The 19,239-nt window shown below is 59.0% G+C and carries 11 protein-coding genes, 1 tRNA gene and 1 pseudogene; 6 read left to right on the top strand and 7 right to left on the bottom strand.

The features are described from left to right. The first annotated feature begins 4 nt into the window (after nucleotides 1–4). On the top strand, nucleotides 5–1,630 hold the full coding sequence (locus tag IM739_RS15145; RefSeq protein WP_237368529.1) for a dihydroxyacetone kinase subunit DhaK: 1,626 nt from the start codon (nucleotides 5–7) through the stop codon (nucleotides 1,628–1,630). A 540-nt stretch (nucleotides 1,631–2,170) separates the two neighbouring features. Here the strand turns inward: IM739_RS15145 and IM739_RS15140 are convergent. Continuing rightward, a complete protein-coding gene (locus IM739_RS15140; protein WP_237368528.1) occupies nucleotides 2,171–7,903 on the bottom strand; it encodes a M10 family metallopeptidase C-terminal domain-containing protein in 5,733 nt (1,910 codons plus the stop codon). A 115-nt stretch (nucleotides 7,904–8,018) separates the two neighbouring features. Here IM739_RS15140 and IM739_RS15135 point away from each other — a divergent pair, with 115 nt between their 5' ends. The 3 genes from IM739_RS15135 (at nucleotide 8,019) to IM739_RS15125 (ending at nucleotide 10,475) form a co-directional block, all read left to right on the top strand. Beyond that, the gene (locus IM739_RS15135; RefSeq protein ID WP_237368527.1) at nucleotides 8,019–8,237 is read left to right on the top strand and encodes a hypothetical protein; all 219 of its coding nucleotides are present in this window, start codon (nucleotides 8,019–8,021) and stop codon (nucleotides 8,235–8,237) included. Between the two features lie 615 nt (nucleotides 8,238–8,852). After that, complete coding sequence (locus tag IM739_RS15130; protein ID WP_237368526.1) at nucleotides 8,853–9,596, top strand: hypothetical protein; 744 nt, start codon at nucleotides 8,853–8,855, stop codon at nucleotides 9,594–9,596. A gap of 33 nt (nucleotides 9,597–9,629) precedes the next feature. Continuing rightward, a complete protein-coding gene (locus IM739_RS15125) occupies nucleotides 9,630–10,475 on the top strand; it encodes an FRG domain-containing protein (RefSeq protein ID WP_237368525.1) in 846 nt (281 codons plus the stop codon). A 481-nt stretch (nucleotides 10,476–10,956) separates the two neighbouring features. Here the strand turns inward: IM739_RS15125 and IM739_RS15120 are convergent, their stop codons facing one another. Beyond that, on the bottom strand, nucleotides 10,957–12,048 hold the full coding sequence (locus IM739_RS15120) for a GTP pyrophosphokinase (RefSeq protein ID WP_237368524.1): 1,092 nt from the start codon (nucleotides 12,046–12,048) through the stop codon (nucleotides 10,957–10,959). 739 nt (nucleotides 12,049–12,787) lie between these two features. On the opposite strand from IM739_RS15120, the gene IM739_RS24145 reads away from it, so the two are divergent. Further along, nucleotides 12,788–13,549, top strand: a complete 762-nt coding sequence (locus tag IM739_RS24145) for a competence protein CoiA (RefSeq protein WP_442981050.1) — start codon at nucleotides 12,788–12,790, stop codon at nucleotides 13,547–13,549. A gap of 320 nt (nucleotides 13,550–13,869) precedes the next feature. On the opposite strand, the gene istB is transcribed toward IM739_RS24145, so the two are convergent. The 4 genes and pseudogenes from istB to IM739_RS15105 all read right to left on the bottom strand — a co-directional run bounded on the left by istB (nucleotide 13,870) and on the right by IM739_RS15105 (nucleotide 16,835). Continuing rightward, nucleotides 13,870–14,664 (bottom strand): IS21-like element helper ATPase IstB, encoded by a 795-nt coding sequence (gene istB / locus IM739_RS15115; protein WP_237368523.1) that lies wholly within the window; start codon nucleotides 14,662–14,664, stop codon nucleotides 13,870–13,872. Beyond that, nucleotides 14,654–16,173 (bottom strand): annotated as a pseudogene (istA, locus tag IM739_RS15110) (IS21 family transposase). The gene istB and the pseudogene istA overlap by 11 nt, the downstream one beginning before the upstream one ends. A gap of 55 nt (nucleotides 16,174–16,228) precedes the next feature. Then, the gene (locus IM739_RS24140; protein ID WP_442981142.1) at nucleotides 16,229–16,672 is read right to left on the bottom strand and encodes a DUF6538 domain-containing protein; all 444 of its coding nucleotides are present in this window, start codon (nucleotides 16,670–16,672) and stop codon (nucleotides 16,229–16,231) included. A gap of 87 nt (nucleotides 16,673–16,759) precedes the next feature. After that, nucleotides 16,760–16,835 (bottom strand) — tRNA-Ile (locus tag IM739_RS15105). 205 nt (nucleotides 16,836–17,040) lie between these two features. On the opposite strand from IM739_RS15105, the gene IM739_RS15100 reads away from it, so the two are divergent. Continuing rightward, on the top strand, nucleotides 17,041–17,784 hold the full coding sequence (locus tag IM739_RS15100) for an SIMPL domain-containing protein (protein WP_237368522.1): 744 nt from the start codon (nucleotides 17,041–17,043) through the stop codon (nucleotides 17,782–17,784). 156 nt (nucleotides 17,785–17,940) lie between these two features. Here the strand turns inward: IM739_RS15100 and IM739_RS15095 are convergent, their stop codons facing one another. Next, the gene (locus tag IM739_RS15095) at nucleotides 17,941–19,197 is read right to left on the bottom strand and encodes an AGE family epimerase/isomerase (RefSeq protein WP_237368521.1); all 1,257 of its coding nucleotides are present in this window, start codon (nucleotides 19,195–19,197) and stop codon (nucleotides 17,941–17,943) included. Nucleotides 19,198–19,239 lie beyond the last annotated feature (42 nt).

Genomic DNA, 19,239 nt, shown 5'->3' with positions numbered 1-19,239 from the left:
TCCAATGGCACAGTTCATCAACAAACGGGAAGACGTGGTCATCGAGGCGGTCGAGGGCCTGCTCGCGACCTCCGCCGTGCCGCTCGCAAGGCTCGATGGTTACCCGCATATCCGCGTCGTCGTGCGCGCCGATTGGGACCGCTCGAAGGTCGCCCTGGTCTCCGGCGGTGGTTCCGGCCATGAACCGGCCCATGCCGGCTTCGTCGGCGCGGGCATGCTGACTGCCGCCGTCTGTGGCGATGTCTTTGCCTCGCCAAGCGTCGATGCGGTGCTCGCCGGCATCCTCGCCGTCACCGGCCCGGCCGGTTGCCTGCTGATCGTCAAGAACTATACCGGCGACCGCCTCAATTTCGGTCTCGCTGCGGAACGGGCCCGCGCCTTCGGGCTCAACGTCAACATTGTCATCGTCGACGACGACATCGCCCTGCCGGACCTGCCCCAGGCCCGAGGTGTCGCAGGCACGCTCTTCGTCCACAAGATTGCCGGTGCGCTTGCCGAAAACGGCGCCGATCTCGACACGGTCACCGCAGCCGCCCGCCGCGTCATTTCGGGCACCCGCAGCATCGGCATGTCGCTCGACACCTGCACCGTACCGGGCTCGCCGAAGGAGGATCGTATCCCGAAGGGCATGGCGGAACTTGGCCTTGGTATCCATGGCGAGGCTGGTGTCGAGCAGGTTCATTATTCTGGCGCGCAATCGGCGATGGCGGCCGTCGCCGGGAAGCTCAAGGCCGCAGTCGGTGAGCGGAACCATGTGGCGCTGATCAACAATCTTGGCGGCACATCCATTCTCGAAATGTCGGTTCTGACACATGAACTCATTCGATCGGAGATCGGTTCTCACGTAAGTCACGTTGTCGGCCCAGCAGCCATGATGACGTCACTCGACATGCGTGGCTTCTCGATCTCGCTTTATCCGGCTGACGACGAGGATCTTGCATGCCTTGCAATGCCTGTGGGTCCGTCCGCATGGCCCGGCCTTGCCACGGTCGACCCGGTTAGGGTCATGGGTCTTTCCGACGGGCTGACGCCGATCATGCCTCTTCCATCAAACCACAAACCGACGCGCGACTTTCTGGTTGATTGCTGTGAAGTCATGATTGCCGCGGAGCAGACGCTGAATGCTCTCGATGCAAAATCAGGCGACGGAGATACCGGTTCGACGCTTGCGGGCGCCGCACGGGCGCTGATCAGCGCGATGGATCGCCTGCCGCTTTCCGATCACACGCAGTTGCTGCGGGCGATCGGTCTCGAACTCAGCCAGACCATGGGCGGTTCCTCTGGCGTCTTGCTCGCGATCTTCTTTGCAGCAGCCGGTGACGGGGCCTCGAGCGGTTTGCCGATTCGCGAAGCGTTGAAGGCAGGGCTTGGCCGAATGCAGGAAATTGGTGGGGCCAAGGTCGGCGACCGCACAATGGTGGATGCCCTCGCGCCGGCACTCGACAGTCTGAACGACGGCTTTTCGCAGGCCGCCAGTGCCGCTCGAAAGGGGGCGGACGGAACCGCTGGAATGAGCCGAGCCAAGGCCGGACGCGCAGCCTATGTCAATGCGCGACAACTCGAAGGGAACAATGATCCGGGGGCGGAGGCCGTGGCGCGCCTCTTCGAATTCCTGGCATCGCGCAAATGATGAATGAAGGGGCACACGACGAGGTGTGTGCAAGCACGTGTCTTGGGGCGAATATCTGGCCCATTTCTTCATCAAATTAGCGGCCTTCTGGGCGGGACTGTCTTCCGTAGGATGCACGTCGAACTGAACTGATGGGATGGATGCCCCCTCCGGCAGGCATCATACGGGGGCATCCACCCCATCAGTTCATTCCGTATGGGCGCGGTTGATGGAGAAGCCGGGCAGGAGAGCCAGCGCCCGATACCAATTGCCGAGATTGCAGTAGACCCGTCCATCGACGCGGGCGAGCATATTGTCGAAGACTACGGCGCTCCCGCAACCACTCTTTGGTTGACGCCAAGAGGGGCTACAGCCGTTCACCGATCGCTGCACCCTCGAGGATGCGGTGGACGGAAAGCACTTCCGCCAGCATGTCGCGCACGCGCCTTTTCTGATTGAGCGAGGCGGCCGGGTCCTGGAAGATCATCTGCATCTTGGGGCGGACGGAACGCGGTAAACCCCGCGCGACCGCCGTGTGGAAATTTTAGCGACGTGGCGATTTCAGACCAGGGTGAAATCACTGTGCTCAAGTGAGGTTCCTGCCGTCAATCGAGCGAAGACGACCGGATCGATCAGACCGCTACCGTCTGCATCGTAGAAGATGTTGCCCGAGCTTTGATCGTAGAGGATCCGCTGATCCTCGTTGGTCGCTTCGGTTCCCCGCCCGAAGGCAGACCCAAGCAGTTGCCCAAGATAATCATCGTCACCGAAGACATCGGCGTCGAGCAGGATCGTGTCTGCCGCCGCGTTGAAGTCTGCGATCGTGTCGGCATTGCCGTCACCAAAGACGTCAAAGTAGAAGGTGTCCTCGCCCGTTCCGCCGATGAGGGTGTCATTGCCCTCGCCACCGGAGAGCCGGTCATTGCCGTCGAGGCCGCTCAGGATGTCGTCGCCCGCGCCGCCCGTGAGAACATTGGCCAGCGTGTTGCCCGTGCCGACAAAGCCACCCGTGCCGTCGAAGGTCAGGTTCTCGACATGCGCACCCAGCGTATAAGCCGCAAGCGTCGTGAACACCGTGTCCGTCCCGGCCGAGACGAGTTCCGTCACGACGTCGCCGATGTCGTCGACATAATAGCTGTCGTTGCCGACGCCGCCGGCCATCTTGTCGGCGCCACCTTCGCCATCGAGCAGGTCGTTGCCGATGCCGCCCACCAGGCTGTCATTGCCGAGCCCGCCATAGAGGAAGTCGTTGCCGGCCGCACCGTCCAGAACGTCGGCGCCCGCACCGCCCGTCATCCGGTTGGCATCCGCACTGCCGATCCCCTTGAAGGCACCGCTGCCCACATATTCCAGATTGTCGACATAGGCCGACAGCGTGAAGCTCGATGCCGACACACGCACCGTATCCACACCGCCGTTCACCGCTTCCGTCACAACGTCCTTCGCCGAGTCCACGACATAGATGTCGTCGCCAGCGCCGCCGCTCATCGCATCGTTGCCCGTGCCGCCGTCGAGGATGTCGCTCAAAGCGCCACCGATCAACCGGTCGTCACCCGCTTCGCCATAAAGCCTGTTCTCGCCGCCGCCGCCATTCAGCGTGTCGTTGCCCGCACCGCCATAGATCGTGTCATTGCCGATCCCGCCGACGATGCTGTTGGCCAGCGTGTTGCCGATGCCCGTAAAGGACGACGTGCCCGTATAGACCAGACCCTCGATCCAGGCGCCCAGCGTGTAACGTTCCAGCGTCGTGCGGATCGTATCGATACCACCCGTCGAGATCTCGATTGCCGCGTCGCCGATATTGTCGACGATATAGGTGTCGTTGCCGGCCCCGCCGGTCATGTCGTCCTCGCCCTCGCCACCATCCAGCGTGTCGTTGCCCGAGGAGGCGATCAGCACGTCGTGGCCGAGGCCACCGCGCAGCGTGTCATTGCCACCGCCGCCGCTGATCCGGTCGGTGCCGTCAGTCCCCGTCAGGGTCTGCGCCTTGGTCGAGCCTGTAATGATGTTGTAGGTCGGCGCCGTCTCGTCGTTGAGGATCGTCATCGTCGCCGTCGATGGCCCACGCCAGAGGCCTTCCGAAAGCGCGCCGAGCACGACCGAGAAGGTCTCGTCCGCCTCGTATTTTGTGTCGCCGCGAAGCGTGATGCTGATCGTCTTTGCCGTCTCGCCGGCCGCAAAGCTCAGGACACCGCTCGTCACACCCAGAATGTCGGCAAAGTTCGCCGGCCGCGTGCCGGAGCCTGCCACCGACCAGGCCACCGTCTCGACATCGTCAGACGCCATGGTCAGCGCAACCGTGAAGGTCACCGTCTGCTCGACCGCATCGCCTTCAGCAACACTTGGCGCATCCGCCACGATCGAAACCTCCGGCACGAAGTCGCCGGGCTTGATCAGGAAGGCCGCCGTGCGATCGATGCCGGCTGCGTCCCGGAACGTCTCGACACCGGTGACCGCATCAGAACCGATCAGCGTGCCCATGAAGCGGAAGGTCGCCGTCGCGATGTCGTAGATCCAGCTGATGTTCGCCCAGAGATCGCCGAAATAGACAAAATCGTCGCCGTCACCGCCCTCGATCGTGTCCGCGCCCGTCCCGCCGATGAGGGTGTCATTGCCCTCGCCACCGGAGAGCCGGTCATTGCCGTCGAGGCCGCTCAGGATGTCGTCGCCCGCGCCGCCCGTGAGAACATTGGCCAGCGTGTTGCCCGTGCCGACAAAGCCACCCGTGCCGTCGAAGGTCAGGTTCTCGACATGCGCACCCAGCGTATAAGCCGCAAGCGTCGTGAACACCGTGTCCGTCCCGGCCGAGACGAGTTCCGTCACGACGTCGCCGATGTTGTCGACATAATAGCTGTCGTTGCCGACGCCGCCGGCCATCTTGTCGGCGCCACCTTCGCCATCGAGCAGGTCGTTGCCGATGCCGCCCACCAGGCTGTCATTGCCGAGCCCGCCATAGAGGAAGTCGTTGCCGGCCGCACCGTCCAGAACGTCGGCGCCCGCACCGCCCGTCATCCGGTTGGCATCCGCACTGCCGATCCCCTTGAAGGCACCGCTGCCCACATATTCCAGATTGTCGACATAGGCCGACAGCGTGAAGCTCGATGCCGACACACGCACCGTATCCACACCGCCGTTCACCGCTTCCGTCACAACGTCCTTCGCCGAGTCCACGACATAGATGTCGTCGCCAGCGCCGCCGCTCATCGCATCGTTGCCCGTGCCGCCGTCGAGGATGTCGCTCAAAGCGCCACCGATCAACCGGTCGTCACCCGCTTCGCCATAAAGCCTGTTCTCGCCGCCGCCGCCATTCAGCGTGTCGTTGCCCGCACCGCCATAGATCGTGTCATTGCCGATCCCGCCGACGATGCTGTTGGCCAGCGTGTTGCCGATGCCCGTAAAGGACGACGTGCCCGTATAGACCAGACCCTCGATCCAGGCGCCCAGCGTGTAACGTTCCAGCGTCGTGCGGATCGTATCGATACCACCCGTCGAGATCTCGATTGCCGCGTCGCCGATATTGTCGACGATATAGGTGTCGTTGCCGGCCCCGCCGGTCATGTCGTCCTCGCCCTCGCCACCATCCAGCGTGTCGTTGCCCGAGGAGGCGATCAGCACGTCGTGGCCGAGGCCACCGCGCAGCGTGTCATTGCCACCGCCGCCGCTGATCCGGTCGGTGCCGTCAGTCCCCGTCAGGGTCTGCGCCTTGGTCGAGCCTGTAATGATGTTGTAGGTCGGCGCCGTCTCGTCGTTGAGGATCGTCATCGTCGCCGTCGATGGCCCACGCCAGAGGCCTTCCGAAAGCGCGCCGAGCACGACCGAGAAGGTCTCGTCCGCCTCGTATTTTGTGTCGCCGCGAAGCGTGATGCTGATCGTCTTTGCCGTCTCGCCGGCCGCAAAGCTCAGGACACCGCTCGTCACACCCAGAATGTCGGCAAAGTTCGCCGGCCGCGTGCCGGAGCCTGCCACCGACCAGGCCACCGTCTCGACATCGTCAGACGCCATGGTCAGCGCAACCGTGAAGGTCACCGTCTGCTCGACCGCATCGCCTTCAGCAACACTTGGCGCATCCGCCACGATCGAAACCTCCGGCACGAAGTCGCCGGGCTTGATCAGGAAGGCCGCCGTGCGATCGATGCCGGCTGCGTCCCGGAACGTCTCGACACCGGTGACCGCATCAGAACCGATCAGCGTGCCCATGAAGCGGAAGGTCGCCGTCGCGATGTCGTAGATCCAGCTGATGTTCGCCCAGAGATCGCCGAAATAGACAAAATCGTCGCCGTCACCGCCCTCGATCGTGTCCGCGCCCGTCCCGCCGATGAGGGTGTCATTGCCCTCGCCACCGGAGAGCCGGTCATTGCCGTCGAGGCCGCTCAGGATGTCGTCGCCCGCGCCGCCCGTGAGAACATTGGCCAGCGTGTTGCCCGTGCCGACAAAGCCACCCGTGCCGTCGAAGGTCAGGTTCTCGACATGCGCACCCAGCGTATAAGCCGCAAGCGTCGTGAACACCGTGTCCGTCCCGGCCGAGACGAGTTCCGTCACGACGTCGCCGATGTTGTCGACATAATAGCTGTCGTTGCCGACGCCGCCGGCCATCTTGTCGGCGCCACCTTCGCCATCGAGCAGGTCGTTGCCGATGCCGCCCACCAGGCTGTCATTGCCGAGCCCGCCATAGAGGAAGTCGTTGCCCGCCGCTCCGTCCAGAACATCGGCGCCCGCACCGCCCGTCATCCGGTTGGCATCCGCACTGCCGATCCCCTTGAAGGCACCGCTGCCGACATAGTCCAGATTGTCGACATAGGCCGACAGCGTGAAGCTCGATGCCGTCACCCGCACCGTGTCGACGCCGCCGTTCAACGCTTCTGTGATCACATCCTTGGCCGAGTCGACGAAATAGATGTCATCGCCTGCACCGCCGCTCATCGCATCGTTGCCCGTGCCACCGTCGAGGATGTCGCTCTGCGCCCCGCCGATCAGACGATCGTCGCCTGCCTCGCCGTAGAGCGTGTTCTCGCCGCCGCCGCCCTGGATCGTGTTGGCGAGCACATTGCCCGTCGCGGTCCAAGTCACTGCGCCAGTCTGGATGAGGACCTCGATCCAATTGCCAAGGACGTAGCTGGACAGGGTGGTGCGGATCGTATCGGTGCCCACTGCGGAGGTCTCGACGACGACATCGCCGATATCGTCGACCACATAGGAGTCGTTGCCAGCACCGCCCGACATTTCGTCGGCGCCTTCGCCGCCGTTGAGCGTGTCATCGCCATTTCCGCCGAGAAGTATGTCGTTGCCAGCAAGACCATTGATCACATCGTTGCCGGAACCGGCCTCGAGCCGGTTTGCCAGTTCGTTTCCGCTGATCCGATCATTCCCTGCGCCGGTGATCGCGTTTTCGATCCAGGCCCCGCGGGCGATCGAAATGTTCAGCGTCATGCTGTTGCCGGAGGAGAAAGTTCCCGGAGCGAGATTGACGGTGCTGGCGGCACTCCAGCCGGACAAGTTCAGCGTGTCATTGCCGTTGGCATCCCATATGCACAGGATCGGATTGAGGTTTTTGCTAAAATTGTAGATCGACGCGGTGGCTCCGATGACGTTGGAGCCGAACCCGTAAACCGTATCACCGGTGCGCGTCGTCGTATCGGCGCCGTAAATCCTCTGGATCGCCATGATGTCGTTCATCATGGGTGTTTGAGGACTGTAAAGCTTGCCATCGGCGCCGACCCAGTCGGCCCAGGCCACCAGCCCTTGACCATTGACCTTACCCGTCCCCCAGGACGGTCCAAAGTAGGACATGATCGAGTAGACGGTCGAGTCCTGATAAGATGACGGCTGGTCTGCAGTACCGTTGTAATCGCCCATATGTTCGAGGCCGATCGCATGGCCGATCTCATGGACGAAGGTCGCGAAACCGTGATTGCCGATTCTCGGCGTCACCAGATCGTCAGTGCCGTAGCTGGCATTATAGGCGCTGTTAAACCAGACGCTGCCAATGCCGGGATAATATGCATAGGCGTAGTCGAGTGTGGACTTGAAGTTGGCAAACTCGACGTCCGAGTGATATTCGCTGTTTCCTGCATCGACACGCACGAAGCTCGGCTCTATGAGGTCGTCCCAGAGGTTGATCGCGAGGACCGCCCTGGCCTGCTGCGTCGCGTTCAGTCCAGAAAAGCCAGCCTCCCCGTCGCTGTACATCGACCATATTGTCGTCGGAAAAGCGTAGGTGATAGTCGAACTTGTCCAGCGAGAGCCCGAATTCAACTGATCGAGAACCTGTTCATCGGTCCAGGAAGCAAGGGCCATAAAGGGATTGTTCCAACATCAACTGAGATCAACAACTTCTTGCACTGCAGCAAGGCGCAGACGAAGCCGACGATCTCTTAGAGGACAGAAAAATGCAACCCTGATGAGACCATGAATGGAAAATAATCTTTATGTTGAGAAGGAAAAATGGCGCACCCGACAGGATGAAGCTGGGAATCCTCATATTCGTCCCCAACGGGCGGCTTCACTAATTGACGAAGTCGCTGTTCAGGCGTGCGCCCGGACCGTCGCTGCCAGCGTATTCACCCTCGATGAAAGTTATCCCTGCCTTCTCAAGTGCTTGCCGAATGTCACCAACAGTGCGCGGCTTTAGTAGCTCTCCTCCGCTCGAGCCTCACAATCGTGTTCGTGGAGACGCTTGCCGCAATTGAGAGATCTTTCACGCTCCAACCAAGAGCGGTGTGAGTCATCCTTCATTGTACCGCTAACAAAGTCGCATCCACTGAGCGAATACGACTTCAAATGGCGATTTCTGTCACGTGTATATTGTAAATAGTGCGGAACAAACCCTAATTCAGGGAATCATAAATGCATTCGCTCGATATCGCGAGCGCGATTTCTCGTGCCCGCTAAACGGTCAATTCGCCGGATCGATTGCCGGGAGCTATCATGGAAACCAACAGACTACGGAAAAGACCTCTTCCGCCGCGACCAGTTCGAACGCATGTCGGACCGACTGAAGAGGCTTCGAGGCTGCTTTAAAATGTCTTTGAACTATCGTCGAGAAGTCCGCGAATGCGTCAAATGCTGTCGCCTGGACGCTGTCGACCTCATCTATTCCGTCAGTGGCGGGAAAGGGAGGAGAGCGACGGAGTTGATCATTTCCGGTTCAGCGCTGACTAACGTCGATTCTTGAATGTGCTTTAGACTTGTGGCCGAGCGAGAGTCGGCTTTAGATCTCCAGCACAACTTGAAGGGGCTTTATTCAATGCAGACGGCGCTTCCTTTTTTGACACTTGCCTTTTTTATCTATGCAGCGTGGTGCGTGGTCAGCCTGCCATTTAGCCCAGGCAAGCGTCAGAGAAAGGCATGGAAGGCGATGGCCGCTCTCGTCGCCAGCGTGGGCGCGGCTGTCACCTTCGGCATGATCGAGAACCAGAACGCGCAAACGGCTGGCTTCCAGAGCCTTACGGATCAAACCAACGCTGAGAAAGCCGGCATCACAGACCCAGCCGAATGGGCAAAGGTTAGGGAGCAGGAGCTTTTCAAACAGCGACAGGCAGAGGCCGCAGCACTGGAGGCAGAGAACGCTCGAAAGCGACAGGAGGGAATAGCCGCCGCCGAAGAAGCCTCGCGAATCGCAGAGGCGAAAAAGGCGGATGAGGACCGAGAACAGGCTCACGCTGCAGCGGCGAAACTGGCTAAGCAGGAGGAGTGCAAGAAGGATATCCAGTGCTGGGGCGATGAAGCGGCCATTTCCGGCACATATGATTGCACCCAGCTCATCGAGCGAATGGCGAAGCATGACTTCGAATGGACTGACGGGATGCTGGAGCCGAAGTTCAGTCACTATCGCTGGCGCGATCCGGAGGCGGGCACGATCACGCTCATTGGCGATAAGATCAAAATGCAAAACGGTTTCGGGGCCTGGACCCACATGACGTATGAATGCGACTTCAACCCAGTTGGTGAACAGGTTGTCGACGTCCGCGTCAGCGAAGGAAGGCTTTAAGCTTCAATGAGCGTTCGTGATGAGGAGGTGCATGTGGCTGAAGTTGACGTTGTAGAGTTTAAGAATGCTCGCGAGTTTCTGGAATACCTTCGACCGTCTGCCGATCGATGGTGGTCGCAAAGATCGGCCGCGGATTACGTTTTTCGCGGCCATTCAGACGTCAACTACCTGCTCGTTCCGAATGCAGTTCGAAGAAGCGAGGAGCCAATCGATTTGGATCGAATCGCCCAGCATCTGCAGATGATCACTCCCGGCCTCGACGAGGTCACTGCGGTTCACTATGCGATTGCGGAAGTGATGCGCTCTTTAGCCACCGTTGCACGGAGCGTTGGTATCGACCAGGTAGCTGAAGCGTCGGAACTTAATGATCCATTCTCCAGCTTTGAATTGCAGGCGCAGCTGCAACACTATGGCGGGAACACACTTCTGCTGGATTGGACTCGATCTCCTCTAGTCGCAGCCGCGTTCGCTGCCAAAGATGACGGAACAACAGACATTTGTGTATGGGCACTTAATCGGGACAAGTTTGGTGAGTTGGGTATGCTCGCAGGTATCCGAAAAGACGGTGGATCCGTTGAACTGGTCCTTCAGGACGCGCCGATCGTTCGCAACCGGTACCTGATAGCCCAGTCTGGCACTTTCACCTATCTTCGGTCTCACAACTCTAATGAGCCCGATAAGATCGATTGGGATCCTTTAGAGCGCCTGCATGAGCACTCGGCGCAGTGCGCCCTGGTCAAGATCGTTCTATGCAGATCCGAAGTCGCGGCGTTGCGGGAACTGTTGTATCGGGAAAACATTTCTATGGCCCACCTAAAGCCGGATCTTGGCAACGCGGTTCAAGTCGCCGTCCAACGGTGCCTGCGCATCCACAGCTAGAGCGCTCTGCCCTGATTTTTGTCACAGCTCCGGAAATTCCCTTTTTCCGATTTTGCGTGTCAAAATTCCGGATTTGCGCGTCCGGCTACACTGAGGGCAATTGGTTTGACGAAAAGATCGTCGATTCTGGCGAGCTAGCGATATTTGGTGGGCCCGGAGGGAGCGCCCACCATCGCTCAAAAGCCTTAGAAGCCAGGGCTTGAGGATGGCTAGGGGGACACGATGTCCCCCTTTTGTGTCTCTGCGTCTCACATGATCGGGAAGCGTGCAAGAGGCATGGCTGATCATCGTCGCATCGGTAGTTATGGCCCGGTAAGCTCTAGGTGCTATTAGAAATGGGGAAAAATAGCCGTATTTGGGCCTTGCGAGATCCGAAGCAGTTCTAAACAGCGCCACACATTGCGCATGCGCTTACACTGATTGGCTGAGCTCTGCAGTGGTTTGGTATGGTGCAAAGTTCGCGCCTGAAACTCTTCAAGCGTCAGGTACGCCGGACTTTCCCTCTGTTTTGGGAAAGGCGGTTGATGATATCCTTGGCAAGTTCCTCTGAAAAATACCTCTTCAAATAAGTCTTGGAGTTTGCAGACGGAATCCACTTGTTCTGTACTTTCTTGATGAACCGCTCGGGATCGTGAAGATACATCATGCGCCGAACGAGGCCAGTGGCGGTTACCGCTCCAGAATCGATGTCTCTGATAGCGTCTGCATAATTGTCAGGCATGCACTCCTTAAGATCTGCGAGAGTCTTTATGCCGTATTCTTCAAGTTCTCTAAGTAGCCCTGAGCTATAAGGTGTGCTGTTTCGCGATGGTGTTATCTTTATGTTGTTTTCAGACGCCCATTTTTCAATAAAACTTTGCAGGCTAATTGAGTTGACTTCAATATCGAGGTCCCCTTTAGCAGAGTCCTCGTTCACATGCTCGACATAGCTATCAAGAGCTTCAGCTAAGTCATCAAATCCCTGGTCGGCGGTCTCTAATAGACCCGCTAGCAAAAAAAGCCGGCGTTCAAGATGTCTGGGCATCTTGCCTGAGAACTTATAGTTTCTATCATGGGATAGCTCGGCCCAGGCGTGCTGTAGCACTGTTCTCACTTGAAATTCGAACTTCAAGCCCGCTAGCGACTGAAATTCGGGCAGTTTACACCGGTTTTCTCCCAAATCGCACACGAAGTGCGTTGACCTGTAACCGACCTGATCCGTTGAAAGCCGTTCATCGTTGTTGCTGCTATTGGCTTCATCTACGCTGAAAGAATTTCGAATGATCCCGGCGACTTTTGAGACATCTGATTCCAGAAACACAATTACTCGGATGCCAGCTAGGTCGGTCATTTGGCTTTGGGGGTCGTCGTATCCCTTGCGAGTTATCTTCTCCAGCGCGCTGACAGGGTCTTTTGCTCTGCCGGTGACAGTCAAGAAGTCGACGTGGTTCTCCGTCAACAAACTGGTCGTGATCGAAATGACGGCGTCCTTGAGATTCACATATCGCTGATGATTGGCCGTCAGCCAGCTGATGAATTCGCTCTCTCCATCCAAGTCTGCCGAAGCTGTTTCGATATGCTGCTTTTTCGTCACTGAAGTCTCCCCGTCCGGAATGCTGCAACATGTTATATACCATTGGTTGCTGAAAGGTGAGGGGTGCTGTAAGGGTCGACGGGGGCGGGATGCCCCTTACGTCTTCGGCGTCTTGCCTCGCGGAGGTATGCCAGAGCCTGCCGTGATAAAGATGGGCTTTCGTACTATTGCTAGTATCACGCGAATAGGCCTGACTGCATATCAGTAGCCCTGAATATGCAAGGATGGAGACTGCTTCGAAAAGCTACACCAAAGCGAAGCTCCGGTGATTGCCGGATTGGCCGCTTCGATATGTGTCGCCGATAATCCAGGCCAAAGTATCCACTTGTAGGCGCACGAAACGAAGCATAGCTTGGGAAGCTGAATGTGAATGCAGTAAAAACAATCAGTTAGCACAAAAGTTTTACAAAAAGGCGCACAATTAACCGCTTTAGGTATCAATAACTTAGCGGGTCGCTGTAAAAACCCACGTCGTGCCTCCTAGCTATACCCCTTGCCGATCCAGTCCGTTTAAACACAGGCGACTACCGGCAGTCGGCGGAGGCTTTAGAACGAAGGAAGCGACCAGTCGTTTACCCGCTTTTTCTGTGGCAGATAAGCAACTTTGCGAACCAAAAATGCCGCTCTCTCCCCTATGCATTTACTGACACCAGCCGCAAAAACTGCCGTCCTGAACCTTTACAATTCGGAACTCCGTGAACAACGCTTCTCTACTAGTCATTGATAGGGAGGTAAGCAGGTGAAGTATGCACTAGTCGACGGCACTCGCCAGGAGGCCCAGCCGAAACTGCGCGGCGTTTGCGTAAACTGCGAGCGGGAGGTAGTGGCCAAGTGCGGTAGCCAACGCATCTGGCACTGGTCGCATCGTGGCAAACTAGAATGTGACCACTGGTGGGAGCCGGAAACTGAGTGGCACCGCTCATGGAAAGCACATTTCCCGCGAGAATGGCAGGAGGTCGTGCATGCCGCTGACAATGGCGAGAGACACATAGCAGATCTAAAGACCAGCCGTGGGCAAGTGGTCGAGTTTCAGCATTCGCCAATTAGCCCCGACGAGCGGAACTCTAGGGAAAGTTTCTACAACCCGATGGTCTGGGTCGTAGACGGCAACCGATACAAGCGCGATCTCACGGTGTTCCGCGAGGCAATACAACACGGGACAATTATACAGGACGCCCCACTGTATATCCGTCCTACTAGACGTGATGCCGCCTTATTTCGGCGCTGGTCACCTTTGCAGTGCGCCGTGTTTCTCGACTTTGGGCCTGAGGAATTTTCGATAGCTGGTTTCCCCCTTGCCGTATCCGTCCTGTGGCTGCTGCAATTGGATAGAACCACTGGACAGGTGGTCGTGAGTGCAGTCACACGAGAGAGCTTCATTCACTTCTGCATGACAGGTGAGAATTGGCAGACGCTTACGGTCATACGTTCTCAGCCCTCATACAGTTTCTACAGGCGCCCGCAGAGCCGTGGTTATGGGTCCCAGCGACGCCGATTTTAGACCGTGAGCGAGTGCTGCCAATATCACCAGCGTTCCGACGGCGCCGCTTACCAGCATCGCGCACAGGGACAGGACTGCAACGCGGCAGGGTCAGCGCGCTGAGCAAGCTCAAGGAGCCTAGAAGTAGAAAAGGGCTGCTGAGGGCTATGAGAGAGCGCCCACCATCCGCTAGCCTTCAATTACTGGAATTTGGCCACTAGCGAGGGAGACACGATGCCTCCCTTCTGTGTCTCTGCATGGCGTACGACTGTTGGTTTCCACGCGGAACTGAGCCGGTTTTTCCACCGAGAAGTGAGCCACCTCTGATTATGGTTTTCTGATCAGGCTTTGGTCAATGGGTTGGTCTTTTCTCCTCTCTTTTGCGCTGCTGCGGCCGAGCTGGCTTTGAAGCGGAAGCTGTCGTTCCCGGTTTCCAGGATATGGCAACGGTGGGTGAGGCGGTCCAGCAGAGCTGTCGTCATCTTGGCGTCGCCGAAGACCGTTGCCCATTCGCTGAAGCTGAGGTTGGTGGTGATGATGACGCTGGTGCGCTCATAAAGCTTGCTCAGCAAATGGAACAGCAGTGCACCGCCTGAGGCACTGAACGGAAGGTATCCGAGCTCATCGAGGATAAGCAGATCGAGGCGAACCAGTGTCTCGGCGATCTGGCCTGCCTTGCCTTTGGCCTTCTCCTGCTCGAGCGCGTTGACCAATTCGATGGTCGAGAAGAAGCGGACCTTTCGGCGATGATGCTCGATGGCCTGGATTCCAAGAGCGGTCGCGACATGCGTTTTGCCAGTGCCAGGGCCACCGATAAGGACAACGTTCTGCGCCCCATCCATGAACTCGCATCGGTGCAATTGGCGCACGGTGGCCTCGTTGATCTCGCTGGCGGCGAAGTCGAAGCCGGAGATGTCTTTGTAGGCCGGGAAGCGGGCAGCCTTCATATGATAGGCGATGGAGCGGACCTCGCGCTCGGCCATCTCGGCCTTCAGCAACTGGGACAGGATTGGCACGGCCGCATCAAAGGCGGGAGCGCCTTGCTCGATAAGGTCGGTGACGGCTTGGGCCATGCCATACATCTTCAGGCTCCGCAGCATGATGACGACGGCAGCACTTGCGGGGTCATGACGCATGGCGGCCTCCTGCGATCCGGGCGCGTAGGTCATCATAGCGTTCGACATTTGCTTTGGGTTCACGCAGCAAGATCAGAGCCTGTGGCGTATCGATGTCGGGACCATCGATTGTCTTGCCGTCGATCAGCCGATGCAGCAGGTTCAGCACATGCGTCTTGGTCGCCACCCCCGCATCCAAGGCCAGTTCCACAGCCCTGAGGACGACCTGTTCGTCGTGATGAAGGACAAGCGCAAGGATATCGGCCATCTCACGATCACCGCCGGGGCGGCGAAGCATCTGATCTTGCAACTGTCTGAAGGCCAGCGGTAATTCCAGGAAGGGTGCACCATTGCGCAGGGCACCGGGTTTGCGCTGGATGACGGCAAGGTAATGTCGCCAGTCGTAAATCGTTCGCGGCGGCTTGTCGTGGCTGCGCTCAATGATCCGCTCATGCTCGCATAGGACATTGCCCTCAGCCGCAACCACCAGTCTTTCGGGATATATCCGCAGGCTGACGGGCCGGTTCGCAAACGATGCAGGCACGCTGTAGCGATTCCGCTCAAAGGTAATCAGGCATGTCGGCGAGACGCGCTTGCTCTGCTCGACGAAGCCGTCAAATGCAGCGGGGAGCGGCATCAATGCTGGTTGTTCTGCGGACCAGACGTCCGCGATCGTGCCGGGCAAGGTGCCGTGCGCTGTGTCGCGCCACAGGTCCTGGCAATGCTGTTCCAGCCAGGTATTCAATGCCGCCAGATCCGGAAAGTCTGGCATCTGTTGCCACAGCCGCGGTCGGGCATCTTGGACGTTCTTCTCGACCTGCCCCTTCTCCCAGCCGGCGGCGGGATTGCAGAACTCAGGCGCAAAGACGTAGTGGTTCGTCATCGCGAGGAAACGGATGTTGACCTGCCGTTCCTTGCCGCGGCCGACACGATCGACCGCCGTTTTCATGTTGTCGTAGATGCCGCGACCAGGTACGCCGCCAAACGCCCGGAAGCCGTGCCAGTGGGCATCGAAGAGCATCTCATGCGTCTGGAGCAGATAGGCCCTGACCAGAAAGGCGCGGCTGTGCGACAGCTTGATGTGAGCGACCTGTAGCTTCGTGCGCTCGCCGCCGATCACGGCATAGTCTTCACTCCAATCGAACTGGAATGCTTCGCCTGGGCGGAAAGACAGAGGAACGAATATGCCGCGGCCAGTCGTCTGCTGCTCAACCCGCCACTCACGGGCAAAGGCGGCGACCCGACCATAGGAGCCGGTAAAGCCGAGAACCACCAGATCGGATGAAGCTGCTTCAGCGTTCGGCGCTGCTTGCGCGACCTCCCGGCCTCGGTCTTCAGCCAGCCAGCAAGTTTGTCGGCATAGGGATCAAACTTGCTCAGTCGTTCCGGTCCCGTGAACGTCGGCTCGATCGTACCAGCGTTCAAATACTTCGCGATCGTGTTACGCGACAAACCGGTATGCCGACTGATCTCGCGGATCGACTGCTTCTCGCGCAGCTTCATCCGACGGATGATGTTTAAAAGTCCCATGTGGATCACTCCGTTGCCCCCGTCGCTCACCGCGTTGGGGGAAGGTTCACATGGCTCAATTCTCAATGGAAATTATGCGCCTAACCGGCTCAGTTCTGCGTGGAAACCAACAGCGGGCCAACAACTCGTCGTCAGATTTCACGAGAGAGAGGGGAGTATCTGTCTTCTTTGCATGCTTCGCTACGCGCTTGCTCGTCTCGTAAGCCTGCCTGAGCTCCTCATCGAGAGGCCCTGTAGCGTTCATTTCCGTTTTCGCTTGGTTCAACAACCCCCGAAAATGCTCGGTCAAAGCGCCTCTAAGTTCCTCGTACCGCATTCCGTAGGCAATTCCATACTCATTCCACTGTTCGCCTATGTGGCTCAGAGAACGGGACAAGCGCAATGCTTTTCGTGGGTCACGGGTCTGTAGAGATAGCTTGAGCGTGGAGGCTTTTTTCTGTGGATGCAGCTGCTTCGGTATCGGCCAACGCAAATAGAAGACGCCGCATCGAGACTTCACGAGATAGGACGGATTGAACAAACCAATGTTCCCCTTGGATGTCTCCCCAAGAAGATCCGTCTTCTAAGTCTTTGATTTTAAACGAAATGGTGGGCCCGGAGGGACTCGAACCCCCAACCAAGCGGTTATGAGCCGCCGGCTCTAACCATTGAGCTACAGGCCCAGCCCGGCACGCGGTGCCGCGGGGCGGGCAATGGTCATCCCGCTCCGTGGCGAAGGCTCTAACGCAAATTCTGCGGAGCGACAAGCCTTTGCCGCAATGGCTTCACAATCCCGCGTCATCAATGACTTGGAAGGGCATTCAACCGGGCCGTGAAGAGCAATATAGGCCGAAGGGTCCGGATCCGAGGGAAAAGGAAACACTCCACATGCTAAGACATACACGCGCGCTTGCCCTGGCTGCAGCGCTTTCGAGCACAGCTTTTATGCTCACTTCGGTCGCGCCGGCCTTTGCGGCGGAGGCGGAGAGGCGCGAGGCGACAATCATGGTGTCGGGTGAGGGCGAGGCGGCAATCGCGCCGGACATGGCACTGGTGTTGCTTAGCGTCGTGCGCGATGCGGCGACCGCCGGCGAGGCGCTGAGCGCCAACAATGCCGCGATGGCCGAGGTGCTGGCCAGCCTCAAGGGGCAGGGCATTGCAGACAAGGACATGCAGACGACGGACTTTTCGATCCAGCCGAAATATCGCCAGCAGCCAACCGATGGCACCGGCTTCGAGGCGCCGGAAATCGTCGGCTACAGCGTGTCGAACGGCCTGACGGTCAGGGTGCGCGATCTTTCCAAGCTCGGCGGCCTGATCGATCAGGCGGTGAAGCTCGGCGTCAACCAGGGTGGCAATATCGTCTTTTCCAATGACAATCCGGATGCGGCGATCGAGGTGGCACGCAAGGCGGCCGTCGCGGAAGCTGCCGCCAAGGCAAAGACGCTTTCGGAAGCCGCCGGCGTCAAGGTCGGCCGCGTCATCGACATTTCGGAGAATTTCGCCCGGCCGATGCCGATGATGATGGCCGCAGCGCCGATGGGCAAGCGCATGGACGAGGCCATGCCGGTCGCGGCCGGCGAGAACCGCTACACGGTGACTGTCAACATCACCTACAGCATCGAGCAGTAAGATCCATCGTCGCCAATGACAGCAAGGGCCGCGGAGAAATCTCTGGCCCACACACCGCGAGGCCGGAGCATCGGTGACGATGTTCCGGCCTCGTTTGTCATTGGAATGGCTGCAACGCGGCGATGACGGTGCTGACCTGTCGGCCTTTGGCGCGGCTTATACCGAGAGCGGGTATTCGCGGATCACCTTGGTGAGGCTGCCTTCGGCGGGGAAAAGCGGAATGAGGCAGGCCTGCAGCGCGTGATAGATATCGCCCTTGCCGGGGAAGAGTGTGTTGGAAGGCCGTCCGTCCTCGGTCAGTTCCTCATGCCAGCCGCCGAACTCGCGGTCGAGACTGTTGCCGGCGATATAGTTCCAGATCCTGCGGTAGCTGTCTTCGTGGAATTCGCTTTCCTGGTGCTGGTTGAGGAAATGGGCGGCGCCGGCGCCCTCGCAGAGCGGCCACCAGAGCTTGGCGGTCTTTTCCGGCACATTGGCCCAGTCGAGCGTGTAGAAGAAACCACCCTTTGTCTTGTCCCAGCCGAGGGCCATGGACTGGAAGAACAGGCCACGTGCGGCCTCCGGCATCCACGCATGGCGCTTGCCGTCGAGGATCCACAGCTGCATCAGAAGCCTTGCCCATTCCAGCCAGTGGCCGGGCGTGGTGCCGGCGGGGCGGAACATCTCGTTGGCATGGTAGTAATTGCGGTCTACCACCCAGTGTTCGTCGAAATGTTCGGCGACGCGGAAGGCTTCCTCGCGGGCGCGGCGGTTGATCAGGAGATCGGCAATGCTTGTCGCCTTGTCGAGGTAATGGCGTTCTCCGGTCGCTTCGAACGCGGCCATCAGGGCTTCGGTCAGGTGCATGTTGGAGTTCTGGCCGCGGTAGCCGGGCACGGGCTGCCAGTCGGCGGAAAACTCCTCGGCAATGGCGCCGTGGGCTTGTTCCCAGAAGCGGGTTTCGATCACTTCGGTGATGTCTGCGAGCATGCGGTCGGCGAGCGGATGGCCGATGGTCCTGGCTGATGAAGCGGCGAGGAGGACGAAGGCGTGGCCATATCCCTGCTTGGACGCGTCGGCAGCGCCGGTGTCATCGGCCTGCCAGAAATAGCCGCCGTTCTTCTCGTCGCGATGCCTGTCCCAGAGATAGCGCATGCCGTGATCGACGACATCGGCCGAACCCGGGCGGCCAAGCAGGTCGCCGATGGCAAAACAATGGACCATGCGGGCGCTGGCATGGATGCCGCGGGCAGGGTTTTCGGTCGCCAGCGGCTTGCCGTCGCGCGACAGATCGTAGAAGCCGCCCCTGGGGTTGATGGCGGCGGTCTGGAAGAAATCGAACAGGCCATTTGCCTGACCGAGCAGCCAGTTGCGGTGATAGGGGCGATCTGACCAAAGGGCTGCGAGCGGCACGGCTCTGCGAGTGTCCGGCATGTTGTCCTCCCGGGAATTAAATCTTTTCAGCTCTATAGCCGA

Source organism: Rhizobium sp. SL42, from assembly GCF_021729845.1.
GTDB lineage: Bacteria > Pseudomonadota > Alphaproteobacteria > Rhizobiales > Rhizobiaceae > Allorhizobium.
Note: the sequence above shows the minus strand (reverse complement) of the source record. Positions and strands in the feature narration are given on the sequence as shown.

Coding starts and splice junctions, on each gene's coding strand:
- IM739_RS15145 (WP_237368529.1), top strand. CDS start 5: ATGGCACAGTTCATCAACAAACGGGAAGACGTGGTCATCGAGGCGGTC.
- IM739_RS15140 (WP_237368528.1), bottom strand. CDS start 7,903: ATGGCCCTTGCTTCCTGGACCGATGAACAGGTTCTCGATCAGTTGAAT.
- IM739_RS15135 (WP_237368527.1), top strand. CDS start 8,019: ATGGAAAATAATCTTTATGTTGAGAAGGAAAAATGGCGCACCCGACAG.
- IM739_RS15130 (WP_237368526.1), top strand. CDS start 8,853: ATGCAGACGGCGCTTCCTTTTTTGACACTTGCCTTTTTTATCTATGCA.
- istB (WP_237368523.1), bottom strand. CDS start 14,664: ATGCGTCATGACCCCGCAAGTGCTGCCGTCGTCATCATGCTGCGGAGC.
- IM739_RS15100 (WP_237368522.1), top strand. CDS start 17,041: ATGCTAAGACATACACGCGCGCTTGCCCTGGCTGCAGCGCTTTCGAGC.
- IM739_RS15095 (WP_237368521.1), bottom strand. CDS start 19,197: ATGCCGGACACTCGCAGAGCCGTGCCGCTCGCAGCCCTTTGGTCAGAT.